This window comes from Moraxella sp. I5G, from assembly GCF_055193055.1.
In genome coordinates this window covers 24,742-37,320 of sequence record NZ_JBUXLH010000008.1, presented here as the reverse complement: position 1 = coordinate 37,320, position 12,579 = coordinate 24,742, and the positions used below count along the sequence as shown (strand labels likewise).

Genomic DNA, 12,579 nt, shown 5'->3' with positions numbered 1-12,579 from the left:
TCTTTATGGCTATTGAGCGCACCCTTTCTATCGTAAAGCCTGACGCAGTTGGCGGCAATCACATTGGTGAAATTTTTGCCCGTTTTGAAAAAAATGGTTTAAAAATCGTTGCTACCAAAATGAAACATCTTTCTAAAGAAGAAGCTGAAGGTTTTTATGCTGAACATAAAGAGCGCGGTTTTTTTGCTGATTTAGTGGCATTTATGACTTCAGGACCTGTTGTGGTATCTGTATTGGAAGGCGAAAACGCTGTATTGGCTCACCGTGAAATTTTGGGTGCGACCAATCCAAAAGAAGCGGCAGCCGGCACAATTCGTGCTGATTTTGCAACCAGCATCGATGAAAACGCTGCACACGGTTCAGACAGTACCAATTCAGCGGCTCGCGAAATTGCTTATTTCTTTGCTGACAATGAAATTTGCCCACGTACTCGCTAATTTTTGACTCAAAAACGACCATTATATGCAACGATAATGGTCGTTTTTTTATGGGTTTTTTCTGACTTTTATAAAAATATTTAGTATAATAACGCGTTTATTTATTTCATTTATTGTATTTATGTCTGATAAAATTCCTGTTGTTTGCTCCGATATTATTGATTTTAATAGTGAACAAAATTCAATCATGGACTCTGATTGTTCCAATCGCACCAATTTATTGGGCTTATCAAAGCAGGAGCTGACAGATTTTTTTGTTGCTTTGGGCGAAAAATCATTTCGAGCAACTCAAGTAATGAAATGGATTTATCAGTTTGGGGTTACTGATTTTAATCAAATGAGTAATTTATCCAAAGCTTTGCAGAAAAAACTAGCTCAGGTAGCACACATCACCCCGCCTGTGGTGAAATTTAAAAAATTTAGTGAAGATGGTACCAGAAAGTGGGTATTTGAAGTAGCGGGCGGTTCTTTGGTGGAAACAGTATTAATTCCAGCAGAAGATGGTAAGCAATTTGGGCGTAAGACTTTATGCGTTTCATCGCAAGTAGGTTGTGCTTTAGACTGTTCATTTTGTAGTACTGGAAAACAAGGTTTTGAGCGAGATTTGACAGCCAGTGAAATTATTGGTCAACTTTGGGTTGCTAACCAGTCCTATATGACCGATGTTCCTATTTTAGAGCGTCAAAATCTGGTAACTAACGTGGTCATGATGGGCATGGGAGAGCCTTTGCTAAATTATCAACCGGTTGTTACTAGTATGTCCTTGATGCTTGATGATAATGCATTTGGTTTGTCCAAACGTCGTGTTACGCTTTCTACATCAGGCATTGTGCCAAAAATGTATGATTTAGCAAAAGATATAGATGTAGCGCTTGCCATCAGTTTGCACGCTCCCAATGATGAGCTGCGTAATGAACTGGTGCCAATTAATAAAAAATATCCTTTGTGTGAACTGATGCAAGCAGCCAAAGCTTATGTTTATGATGAAAATCCTCGCCATAAAAAGCACGTTACCATTGAATATGTGATGTTACAAGGTGTTAATGATAGTGATACACACGCACACCAGCTTGTTACACTATTACAAGACTTGCCCAGTAAAATTAATCTGATTCCTTTTAATCCATTTCCGCATGCGCCTTATTCTCGTTCTAGCAACAACCGTATTCGGGCGTTTGCAGAAATTTTAAATCAAGCAGGGTTTGTATGCACTGTACGTCAAACCCGAGGTGATGATATTGATGCGGCGTGTGGACAATTAGTTGGTCAAGTTACAGACAAAACACAACGTGCAAAAAAATGGCAAGAAAAAGTTGCTAAAAATCAACAATTAAACCCTTAAAGCACAGTGAAAAAGTTGGCAAATTTTCAGATACTTGTTAGAATGAAAGAGTCTATCCTGTAAACTTATTGGGTAATTTTATGAAACGTATAACAACAATTTTAACACTAAGTATCATTGTGGCAGGGTGTGCGGCTACGCCAACAAGCTCAACATCGGTTGGTGGTGCTTATCAAGGGGTTGACCCATCAACTCGAATCACTGATAAAGCTGAACTGGCTCGAGTACGCACAGCACTGGCGGCGCAATACATTAGTGAAAGAAAATTGGACGATGCCCAAAAACAATTAGAAGCTGCTTTTAAAGCTGAGCCACGTTATGCCCCTGCCTATGATATGATGGGCAACCTGTTAAGTGCTGAAGGTAGCCAAATTAATTTGCAAAAAGCAGATGAATATTATCGCCGTGCCATTAGTATTGACCCAGAATTTACCCAAGCACGCAATAATTATGGTGTGTACTTGTCGCGAATGAATCGCCACAAAGAAGCTATAGAACAGTTTAAAATTGCAGGTAGTAAATTAGGCTACGATGGGCGAGCATCATCACTTGAAAATTTAGGTTTGACTTATTTAAAAGTTGGTGATGAAAAATCGGCTGAAGAATCATTTAATCGGGCGCTGGATATTGATTCAGGTACGGTGGTGGCGCGCATGGAACTGATTGATATTTTGATTAATCAAAAACGCACACTACAAGCCAAAGAATACTACGATGGACTCAAGTCATTATGGCAAATGTATGATGAACCAATGCCGGCACGTCTAATGTATCAAGGTATTAGGCTAAGTGTCTTACAAAATAACCCAACTGAACGCCAACGTTTATCTACTTTGTTGTTATCACAATATCCACTCAGTGATGAAGCAAAAAAATTAAAAATTTGGTTACATAACCCTTCTGGAGCACCTTTAAAGTGAGTACAAATTCAAATAATGAATCAAAACCGCAATCAAATAATGGATTTGGTGGAAAATTGCGCAGTGCCAGAACGTCAAGAGGTTACTCTTTGGATGCTGTGGCAAAAGAATTAAATATTTTAAGACGTTACGTTCAAGCATTGGAAGAGGAAAATTTTGCTGCCTTACCACCTTTAGCATATGCTCGAGGTTTTATTGTTAATTATGCAAAATTTTTGGAATTAGACAGTGCTGAATTTGCATTAGCTTTAGAAAACTCTCACCCTGATTCTTTACATCCAAAAGTAACATCATCTCCTTTAACACCAATGGGAACATTGCATCGTGGGCGCACACCCGTTCGATTTAATCCGTGGTTGATTGGTGGTGTGGTTGGCGTACTGGCACTTGGCGTGATTTTATTAAAAATTATTACCAGTGCCACTGATAAAACAGATAGTCGCCCAGCACAAGAATTACAAACGCAAACATTGACACCTATGGAACAGGCTCAGGGTGCAGCTTTAAATGGTTCAGGTTCAGCGATTGATATCAATCAATTAAATGCCGCACCTGCAAAAGTGGGCGTTGGTGTGGTCGATATTTGGTCAAAGGGTGATGTAAGTATTAAAATTTCTGATAAAAATGATAATATTTTAATGCAGGGTGTGCAATCAAAAGGTGGCTACAAATTAGAGGGCGAGACTCCTTTGCAGGTAGAAATTGACAATCCTGCTCAAGTAGATATTAAATTTAACGGCAGCCCTGTTCGTTTGGGCGAGCACATTAAAGATGGGCAAGCTGTTTTAACGTTAGAGTAATAAAAAAAGTTAGAATAATCAATCAATTAAAACAACGAATTAGTAAGTGGAAATTTCTATGTCGCATTACACACCAATTAAACGCCGTCTAACCAAGAAAATCTATGTAGGCAATGTTGCTGTTGGTGGCGATGCGCCGATTAGTGTACAAAGTATGACCAATACCAATACCTGTGATGTTGAGGCAACTTTAGCACAAATTCAGCGATGTGTATCAGCAGGAGCCGATATCATGCGAGTTTCCACACCAACTATGGACAGTGTGGCGGCTTTTGCTAAAATCAAAAAGCGCTCAACCGTACCACTGATTGCGGACGTTCATTTTGACCATAAAATCGCCATTGCAGTTGCTGATGCAGGAGCTGACTGTTTGCGTATTAACCCTGGCAATATTGGTAACGATGCTAAGGTTCAAGAGGTTGTTGCCGCTGCACGATATCATAATGTGCCGATTCGTATCGGAGTGAATGCAGGTTCTTTAGAAAAAGATTTGCAAAAAAAATATAAAGAGCCGACAGGTGAGGCGATGCTTGAATCAGCGCTTCGTCATATTGATATTTTGGAAAAACTAAATTTTCAAAATTATAAAATTTCAGTTAAAGCCAGCAATGTATTTTTAACATTAGATGCATATCGTCTAATTTCTGCTCAGATTGACAACCCCTTACATTTGGGGGTTACTGAAGCGGGTGTGTATCGTACAGGCACGGTAAAATCAGCGATTGCTTTGGGCGGTCTTTTATTGGATGGTATTGGCGATACCATGAGAATTTCTTTAGCTGCCGAACCTGAAGAAGAAATCAAAATTGGTTTTGATATCCTAAAATCACTCAATATTCGCAGTAATGGAGTGAATTTTATTGCTTGCCCTAGCTGCTCACGTCAAGAGTTTGATGTGATTAAGGTAATGAATGACTTAGAGGCTCGTTTAGAAGACATTCGTGAACCTATTGATTTATCAGTCATTGGCTGTAAAGTTAATGGTCCTGGCGAGGCAAAAGAGGCAGATATTGGTGTGGTTGGAGCCAGCCCAAATTCTTTGGTGTATAAAGCAGGGCAAAAAAGCCATTTAATTGATACCAAAGTATTGGCGGATGAAATTGAAAAAATGGTGAGAAATCACGTAGCAGAACTGACTAAAAAACGAGAAAATGAGATTTTACGAGTTGCTCCATAGTTTTTGTTGTGTAAGTTGTTACTAGGTTGCAATGGCTAAAAAGTTTCTAATAAAAACAAGTTTCATGCATGGTTTTTAATCTATTGTTAAAATATAAATGCATTTTAGACGGTAAGTTTAAAAAATAAATTTGAAATATGAAACCATATATCATCATTTAAATGTTAAAAGAACGTAGAGTAATAAATGAATAAAATTCAAGCTGTCAAAGGATTTAACGATATTTTGCCCGAACAAAGTGCAATTTGGCGAACAGTGGAAGCCAAATTGGCAGATGTACTTGACCGTTACGGGTTTAGTCAAATTCGCCTTCCAATTGTGGAAGAAACCCAATTATTTGCTCGTGGTGTTGGTGCGGCAACAGACATTGTAGAAAAAGAAATGTTTATGGTGTCCTATCACGGCAATAAAGGCGATAAAAATGCTGAAGATACTTTGTTTTCTTTACGTCCAGAAGGCACAGCAGGGGCAGTTCGCGCAGTGATTGAACACAATCTTTTGCGTGGCGATACTCCAAAACTATGGTACACTGGTGCGATGTTTCGCTATGAGCGCCCACAAAAAGGGCGGTATCGCCAATTTCACCAACTTGGTGTGGAAAGTTTTGGCAGCGCGTTACCAGATGCTGATGCCGAACTGATAGCGATGACCTATGATATGTGGCAGGCGCTAGGCGTAGATAAAGTGCTAACATTACAATTAAATAGCCTTGGCGAAAGCGACGAAAGGCAAGCCTACAAAAAAGCTTTAGTGGCTTATTTGACTTTGCATTTTGATGGGCTTGATGATGATAGTCAGCGAAGATTGACCACCAATCCATTGCGTATTTTAGATTCTAAAGACCAGCAAACCCAAGATATTTTGCTAGGCGCTCCAAAACTGTCTGATTTTTTGGGTGAAGATTCGCGCCGCCATTTTGAACAAGTACAAAATTATTTACACGCTTTAGGCATTGATTTTGTGATTAATGAAAAACTGGTGCGTGGTTTGGATTATTATAATAAAACGGTTTTTGAATGGACTACAGATAAATTAGGTGCCCAAGCCACTGTTTGTGGGGGCGGGCGCTATGATGGATTGGTGGGCATTATCAAAGGTAAACCAGAACAATCCGAGCCTGCGGTTGGTTTTGCAATGGGCCTTGAGCGTTTACTGCTGCTTATTGAAACGGTCAATCCAATTACCAAAACATCCGATTGTGATGTGTTTGTGGTAGCGCATCCAGATGTTTATACCAATGCCTTACTGTACACCAAACAGCTTCGCACACATTCATCGCTGCGAGTAAAAATGGCAAGTGCAACCAGTTTAAAAGCCCAAATGAAAAAAGCGGACAAATCGGGTGCGGCTTATACAGTGATTATTGGGCATGATGAAGTTGCCAATCAAACTGTGAGTGTTAAACATATGCAAACAGGTGAGCAGTCAGTACGCTGCATCAATGATTTTACGTTTAAGTAATAAATAAGTGATGATAATGACAAAACAATCTTCTAATCCAAATTCTAATCAGTTAGATGGTAATATGAGCGATGCTCAGGCGATGAGCGCATTAAAACAACATGGCCCTAAGATTTTTTGGGCAATTGTTGTGGCATTGGCAAGCTATTTTGGTTGGCAGTATTACCAAAATAACCATGCTAAGATTGATACAGTAGCTGCTGATAGTTTTGCAGATATTAGTGAACGAAATGATGCATTGGTACTTGGATTAAATAACCCTGATTTGGATGAAGCCGCCCAAAACCAACTTAAAAAAGAACAAGACAATTTATTTGCTGATATTGATAAATTGGTTGCCAGTCATGGTAAATCTGCTTATGCTTGGCAAGCACTTATTATTAAGGCGCATATTGCATCAGACACAAAAGATTATAAAACAGCAATTACTGCTTTGCAACAAGCCTTGAATATTGATTTAAAAGATGATGGTTTAAAGGCGATTACCAGTCTACGTTTGGCTCAAGTTATGCTAGCCGATGGCGATAAAGAAGGTGCTTTGGCGATTGTGAATGAAAAAATGCCACCTGCTTTTGAGGCGTCCAAACAAGAATTATTGGGCGATATTTATGTTGCCAAAGATGATGTGGAAAATGCCAAAAAAGCCTATGAAACGGCTTGGAATGTTTTGGCAGAGCGTCAAGAATTGCGTTCATTGTTAAGTGTAAAAATGCAATCTTTGGGTATGAATCCCAAACCTATTACCCAAAAACCATCAGTGGTTGCAGAAGCAAAACCGCAAATAACTGATGGTGAGAATAAAAAAGCAGACGATACCGCCAATAATCAGACTTCTGATACTAGCGCAACCCAATAGAAGGATTTTTGTATGCAATCTTATATGTTAAAAACTGTTTTGGTGAGCGCACTTGCTGTGGTTACTTTGGATTTATCAGGCTGTCAACGATTTAAGACAGTCAAAGCAGAAGAGAAAAAACCAGCAAAATTAGTAAAGATTGATAACGCCATTTCTGTATTAACACCAGTTACCAGTGTGTCACTACCAAAGGGTAATGCACGCATTAAAAAGGGTGAGTACAAAAAAGCAGATACGCCTGATTTACAAATTGCAGTCTTACAAGATGGCTTTATTGCTGCAAATCGCTTTGGTGCTGTAACTGCTTATCAAAATAACGCACCAATTTGGTCGGTTAATGTTGACGGGCTAATTACTAGTGGTGTTGGTGTTGATGACGCACAAACGCTTGCTGTGGTCGGTACACGTGATGGCAAAGTATTTGCTATTGATACCAAAACTCATGAAATTCGCTGGCAAAAAACTCTACCCAGTTCATCAATTACCCCAAGTCTGATTAGTGAAAATCGCGTGATGATTTCTGCTAATGATGGCGTAATTTATGCGCTAGATACTAAGACAGGCGAACAGGTTTGGCAATTTAACACCCAGACTCCTTTAGTAAGTGTGCGTGGTACGGCTCTACCTTTATCTTTAGATAAAAACACCGTTGTTTTTGGTACTGCAGATGGTCGTATTCACGCTATTAACCCTGAACTTGGTAAACCACTTTGGACACGGCGCATTGGGTTTGCTGTGGGTGGTAGTCAGGTAAATCGCATGGGTGATGTTGATGGCAAGCCTTTGGTGGTAGGTCATCATTTATATGCCGCCAGTTACAGCGGGCAATTGCTTGCTTTTGATATGACCACAGGACAGACGATATTTACTGAAAAACTTGCCAGTACAAAGGCACTAGATGCTCTAGGAAGTTTGTTAGTTGGTTCAGATATTCAGGGCAACGTGGTAGCCTTTGACCGAATTACAGGACAACAGCAATGGGTAAATAATCAGCTAAAATATCGTAAATTAACCAATCCTGTTGCTATTGGTTCTTATATCGCCGTTGGTGATGGCATGGGAGTAGTCCATATTTTTGATGATGCAGGTAAAATTGTTGGACGTACCCAAGTAAAAGGTCAGCTTGTCAGTTTACATGCAAAAGACGGACGATTATACACCCAAACCACGGATAATAAAGTAATGATTTGGCAGTTCAAATAGCGTCAAAGTTGTAAAATAAATAAGACGCACTAATTGGTTGCGTCTTGTTTTTATTTAGTTTTTCCAATTATTATTCATTCACAAAAAACATCTGAGTAGAAAATGAGTTTAAAACCCGTTATTGCTTTGATTGGCCGTCCCAATGTTGGTAAATCCACTTTATTTAATCAATTAACCAAATCTCGTCAGGCTTTAGTTGCCGATTTTGCGGGTTTAACTCGCGATCGTCAATATGGTGATGTGGTATTTGAAAACAAATCATTTATTGCTATTGATACTGGCGGTATTGGTGAAGCTGATGATGGTTCAGGCAACATTGATGATTATATGGCAAGCCAGTCTTATACCGCTATTCATGAGGCTGATAGTGTGGTTTTTGTGGTAGATGCACGAGCAGGATTAACTCCCAGTGATGAGGGGATTGCCAAATTTTTACACACTTTAGGCAAGCCTGTTTTTTTGGTTGCCAACAAAACAGATGGCGTACATGATGCCAGTATTAGTGAGTTTTTTGCGATGGGGTTTGGCGAACCATTTGCCACAGCAGCAAGCCATGGCAAAGGCGTTACCAATTTATTGGAAGCCTTAACTGCAAATATGCAAGAAGATACTGAACCAAAAGAAATGGCAGATGGTCTAAAACTTGCTATTATTGGTCGCCCCAATGTTGGTAAATCCACTTTGGTCAATCGTCTTTTGGGTGAGGATAGAGTGGTGGTGTTTGATATGCCGGGCACAACTCGAGATAGCATTTACATCCCATTTGAACGAGAAGGTCGTCAATACACACTGATTGATACGGCAGGGGTGCGTAGACGCGGACGTATTGATGAAAAGGTGGAAAAATTTTCAGTCATTAAAACGCTGCAAGCCATCAAAGATGCTAATGTGGTTGTGGTTGTGGTCGATGCCCATGAAGGGATTGTTGACCAAGATTTACACATGTTAGGTTATGCACTGGATGCGGGGCGAGCAATTGTAATTGCCATTAATAAATGGGATGGTTTGAGTGATGACCAAAAAAGCCAATTAAAAGCGGATATTGAGCGTCGTTTTCATTTTGTGCCATGGGTCAAAATTCATCTAATTTCAGCCCTTTATGGTAATGGTGTTGGCAGTTTATACCCATCAATCCATAAGGCGTATGATGCAGCAATGTTTAAGGTTTCCACCAGCCGTTTAACTCAAATCTTGCAAGATGCGGTAGGAAATCACCAACCGCCTATGGTTGGCGGACGACGCATTAAATTGCGGTATGCTCATTTGGGTGGACATAATCCACCTGTGATTGTCATTCATGGTAATCAGACATCTGCTTTGCCAAAAAGCTATCAGCGCTACTTGGAAAATATTTATCGGGAGGTATTTGCTTTAGAAGGTACGCCATTACACGTGGAGTTTAAGCAAAACGCCAATCCTTATGAAGGTAAAAAAAATCCTGTTATTAAAAATAAAGCTAAAAAAATGCGTGAAAAGAAACGCATTGCTGAGTTTAAAAAACGCGATAAAAAACATAAATAATTAGCCAGTGTTTGCCGTGTTATAATCCTAAAATTTGCCAGCAAACTTGTCTGATGACGTTAAATTATCCTGACAAAATATCAGATGAGCCAACTTGTTCTATTGCGCCATCGTTCATCACAATGATTTTATCAGCGATGGCTGCGGCTTCCTCTTGGTCGTGTGTTACTAAAATGCCAGTAACTCCCGTTTCTTTTTGAATGTTCTTTAAAGATGTTCTAAGCTCTTTGCGAACTTTGGTATCTAGCGCTCCAAACGGTTCATCCAATAGTAAAAGTTTGGGGCGAATTGCTAAGGCTCTTGCTAGCGCTACCCTTTGTCTTTGACCGCCTGATAATTCGTGTGGATAGCGCTGTTTTACGTGCGGCAGCTGCACCATTTCAAGCAATTCATCTACTTTTTGAGTGATTTTTTCTTTGGCTGGTCGCTTTTTCAAAAGTGTGAGTCCAAAAGCAATATTATCAAAAACAGTTTTATGACGAAATAAAGCATAGTTTTGAAAAACAAATCCAATCCCTCGCTGTTGTACAGGAACATTGGTTACATTGATTTTGTCAAAAAAAATTTCACCGCTATCAGCATTTTCGAGTCCTGCAATAATTCGAAGTAATGTAGTTTTACCACAACCTGATGGACCCAAAAGTACCGCCAGTTCTCCTGTATTAATATCAAGGTTAATGTTTTTTAGAACATGAAAATTATTAAATTGTTTATAAATTTGTGAAACGGCGATACTCATGGTTATCCTTGGGTTTGTCAGTTAATTTAATCAGTTGGCTTATATTGTTATGAATTTGAACTGTTTATAGATTTTTTGTTTTATTCATTAAAGTTTGTAAAATTAGCGTAAGTAGTGCTAAAAGCGCCAAAAGACTTGACAAGGCAAATGCGGCTGTAAATGCGTAGTCGTTGTAAGCAATTTCAATCATCAAAGGCATGGTATTGGTTTCGCCGCGAATATGCCCTGACACCACACTCACCGCTCCAAATTCACCCATCGCCCGAGCGTTGGTAAGAATCATGCCATAAAGTAATGCCCATTTGATATTGGGTAGAGTGATGTGCCAAAACATTTGCCAGCCATTAGCTCCTAGTGTTAGTGCAGCTTCTTCCTCGCCACTGCCTTGAGACTGCATAAGTGGAATCAGCTCTCTGGCAATCAATGGAAATGTAACAAACAGGGTCGCCAGCACAATGCCCGTGGTTGCAAAAATAATTTGAGTGTTAAACGTGGTTGCAAAAAATTTTCCTAATACAGTATTTGCACCAAAAAGCAGTACAAACATCAAACCTGCCACCACAGGCGATATAGCAAATGGCAAATCTAAAAGCGTGGTAATTAGTGATTTTCCCCAAAATTCATGTCGTGTTATCAAATACGCCATTGCCACCCCAATAACTGTGTTGATAGGTAGGGTAATGAATGCCGTGGTAAGCGTTAGTTTGATGGCATAAAGAGCATCAGGGTCGGCTAAAGATGCTATATAAACCAATAAACCCTCTTTAAATGCTTCATAAAATACCACCAGTAGTGGCACAATCAGCATAATCGTCATAAAACAAATGGCAATACCAATCAATAACCATTTAACATAAGGCGAATCTTTGGTAGCGGAGTTTTTTTGATAAGAATAAGAAGTAAGATTTTTCATAACATCAAAATCAACCTATAAAACTAGCCTATTTTTACCCCTAGTTTTTTAGAAAATTGCCATTGCAATGTATTGATGGTAAATAACACAACCATAGATAGCAAAAGCATAAATAAAGCTACACATGATGCTCCTGATACATCAAATTGTTCAAGTTTGGATATGATAATTAATGGCAGTATTTCTGACTGCATAGGAATGTTACCTGCAATAAAAATCACTGAGCCATACTCTCCTGTTGCTCGAGCAAACATCATACCTGAGCCAATCAGTATGGATGGAACAAGCTCTGGCAAAATAATTTTATAAAAAATCGTCAGTCGTGAAGCGCCTAAAGTTGCCGCTACTTCTTCAACTTCTATTGAAATTTCACTTAAAACAGGTTGCACCGCCCGCACAATAAATGGAAAACTTACTACGACCAAAGCCAGCCAAATACCAATTGGGGTAAAGGCAATTTTTATTGGTTTGTCAAATAAATATACACCAACATCACTAAAAAATTTTCCAAAAAGACCATTGGGAGCGTATAAAGTCGCTAGAGCAATGCCCATAACTGAAGTTGGCAAAGCAAATGGCAAATCGACCAGTGCATTCATAAAGGATTTGCCAAAAAAATCATAACGTACCAAAACCCAAGCAATCAAGGTTCCAAAAATAAGATTGGTTAATGTTGCCAAGATTGCCATGCCAAGTGATAGTTTAATGGCGAAGAATACTTGTGGCTCAAAAATGGTATCAATAATATCAGTAACCTTCATATCCAAAGAGGTCAAAACCATCATTACAAATGGCAAAATTACCAAAAACGACAAAGAAAATATACTAATTCCCAAACTTAGTCCAAAAAACGGCATGATTCGCCACCGCCTTTTTTTGGGGAAAGCAGTATTTGGCAAAACAGTACTTGATGAAGTGAAATCTGACATTGGTATTAACAAACTTTGCTAAACTATGGCGATACTTTACGATATCTTTGCCAAAAAAAACTATTAGAAAAATAGAATGTTGTTTTTCAGTTTTGGAATTTATATTTAGCCACTTGTATTGAATGATTTTATTAATATAATAGAAAGAAAAAATAATATAAGTTTACAAAATAGTGATGATTTCCATCATTTTTCCACGAACTTATTGTATTAAAAGCGATAAAATAATCAAGTAACAAAAAATATGTAACAAAACATTATCTTGTTTATGAAACGGAGAT

General features: G+C 38.8%; 12 protein-coding genes. 9 read left to right on the top strand and 3 right to left on the bottom strand.

Going from position 1 to position 12,579, the window contains the following annotated elements:
* Positions 1–5: 5 nt before the first annotated feature.
* From ndk to der, 9 genes are all read left to right on the top strand, one after another.
* Positions 6–437, top strand: a complete 432-nt coding sequence (gene ndk / locus ACZBKJ_RS05720; RefSeq protein WP_463199989.1) for a nucleoside-diphosphate kinase — start codon at positions 6–8, stop codon at positions 435–437.
* Between the two features lie 121 nt (positions 438–558).
* Positions 559–1,779 (top strand): dual-specificity RNA methyltransferase RlmN, encoded by a 1,221-nt coding sequence (rlmN, locus tag ACZBKJ_RS05715; RefSeq protein WP_463199988.1) that lies wholly within the window; start codon positions 559–561, stop codon positions 1,777–1,779.
* 80 nt (positions 1,780–1,859) lie between these two features.
* A complete protein-coding gene (gene pilW, locus ACZBKJ_RS05710; RefSeq protein ID WP_463199987.1) occupies positions 1,860–2,699 on the top strand; it encodes a type IV pilus biogenesis/stability protein PilW in 840 nt (279 codons plus the stop codon).
* Positions 2,696–3,499: a RodZ domain-containing protein gene (locus ACZBKJ_RS05705; RefSeq protein ID WP_463199986.1), complete on the top strand. Its 804-nt coding sequence runs from the start codon at positions 2,696–2,698 to the stop codon at positions 3,497–3,499. Before pilW ends, ACZBKJ_RS05705 begins: the two co-directional genes overlap by 4 nt.
* 58 nt (positions 3,500–3,557) lie before the next feature.
* Complete coding sequence (gene ispG / locus ACZBKJ_RS05700; RefSeq protein WP_463199985.1) at positions 3,558–4,676, top strand: flavodoxin-dependent (E)-4-hydroxy-3-methylbut-2-enyl-diphosphate synthase; 1,119 nt, start codon at positions 3,558–3,560, stop codon at positions 4,674–4,676.
* 186 nt (positions 4,677–4,862) lie between these two features.
* Positions 4,863–6,137, top strand: coding sequence for a histidine--tRNA ligase (gene hisS / locus ACZBKJ_RS05695; RefSeq protein ID WP_463199984.1), 1,275 nt, complete (start codon positions 4,863–4,865; stop codon positions 6,135–6,137).
* 16 nt (positions 6,138–6,153) lie between these two features.
* Positions 6,154–6,993, top strand: a complete 840-nt coding sequence (locus ACZBKJ_RS05690) for a YfgM family protein (RefSeq protein ID WP_463199983.1) — start codon at positions 6,154–6,156, stop codon at positions 6,991–6,993.
* A gap of 12 nt (positions 6,994–7,005) precedes the next feature.
* The gene (bamB, locus tag ACZBKJ_RS05685; RefSeq protein ID WP_463199982.1) at positions 7,006–8,196 is read left to right on the top strand and encodes an outer membrane protein assembly factor BamB; all 1,191 of its coding nucleotides are present in this window, start codon (positions 7,006–7,008) and stop codon (positions 8,194–8,196) included.
* A 102-nt stretch (positions 8,197–8,298) separates the two neighbouring features.
* Positions 8,299–9,717 carry a ribosome biogenesis GTPase Der gene (der, locus tag ACZBKJ_RS05680; RefSeq protein ID WP_463199981.1) on the top strand — a complete coding sequence of 473 codons (1,419 nt, stop codon included), beginning with the start codon at positions 8,299–8,301 and terminating at the stop codon, positions 9,715–9,717.
* A 64-nt stretch (positions 9,718–9,781) separates the two neighbouring features.
* Here der and ACZBKJ_RS05675 read toward each other — a convergent pair whose 3' ends face one another.
* The 3 genes from ACZBKJ_RS05675 to cysT form a co-directional block, all read right to left on the bottom strand.
* On the bottom strand, positions 9,782–10,456 hold the full coding sequence (locus tag ACZBKJ_RS05675) for a sulfate/molybdate ABC transporter ATP-binding protein (RefSeq protein WP_463199980.1): 675 nt from the start codon (positions 10,454–10,456) through the stop codon (positions 9,782–9,784).
* A gap of 64 nt (positions 10,457–10,520) precedes the next feature.
* A complete protein-coding gene (gene cysW, locus ACZBKJ_RS05670) occupies positions 10,521–11,369 on the bottom strand; it encodes a sulfate ABC transporter permease subunit CysW (protein ID WP_463199979.1) in 849 nt (282 codons plus the stop codon).
* Positions 11,370–11,392: 23 nt separating this feature from the next.
* Positions 11,393–12,298, bottom strand: a complete 906-nt coding sequence (gene cysT, locus ACZBKJ_RS05665; protein ID WP_463199978.1) for a sulfate ABC transporter permease subunit CysT — start codon at positions 12,296–12,298, stop codon at positions 11,393–11,395.
* Between the last annotated feature and the right edge of the window lie 281 nt (positions 12,299–12,579).

What these genes read in the sequence shown, in the direction of transcription:
- der (WP_463199981.1), top strand. Translation starts at nt 8,299, where the DNA reads ATGAGTTTAAAACCCGTTATTGCTTTGATTGGCCGTCCCAATGTTGGT.
- pilW (WP_463199987.1), top strand. Translation starts at nt 1,860, where the DNA reads ATGAAACGTATAACAACAATTTTAACACTAAGTATCATTGTGGCAGGG.
- cysT (WP_463199978.1), bottom strand. Translation starts at nt 12,298, where the DNA reads ATGTCAGATTTCACTTCATCAAGTACTGTTTTGCCAAATACTGCTTTC.
- ACZBKJ_RS05690 (WP_463199983.1), top strand. Translation starts at nt 6,154, where the DNA reads ATGACAAAACAATCTTCTAATCCAAATTCTAATCAGTTAGATGGTAAT.
- ndk (WP_463199989.1), top strand. Translation starts at nt 6, where the DNA reads ATGGCTATTGAGCGCACCCTTTCTATCGTAAAGCCTGACGCAGTTGGC.
- rlmN (WP_463199988.1), top strand. Translation starts at nt 559, where the DNA reads ATGTCTGATAAAATTCCTGTTGTTTGCTCCGATATTATTGATTTTAAT.
- ispG (WP_463199985.1), top strand. Translation starts at nt 3,558, where the DNA reads ATGTCGCATTACACACCAATTAAACGCCGTCTAACCAAGAAAATCTAT.
- ACZBKJ_RS05675 (WP_463199980.1), bottom strand. Translation starts at nt 10,456, where the DNA reads ATGAGTATCGCCGTTTCACAAATTTATAAACAATTTAATAATTTTCAT.
- bamB (WP_463199982.1), top strand. Translation starts at nt 7,006, where the DNA reads ATGCAATCTTATATGTTAAAAACTGTTTTGGTGAGCGCACTTGCTGTG.
- hisS (WP_463199984.1), top strand. Translation starts at nt 4,863, where the DNA reads ATGAATAAAATTCAAGCTGTCAAAGGATTTAACGATATTTTGCCCGAA.
- cysW (WP_463199979.1), bottom strand. Translation starts at nt 11,369, where the DNA reads ATGAAAAATCTTACTTCTTATTCTTATCAAAAAAACTCCGCTACCAAA.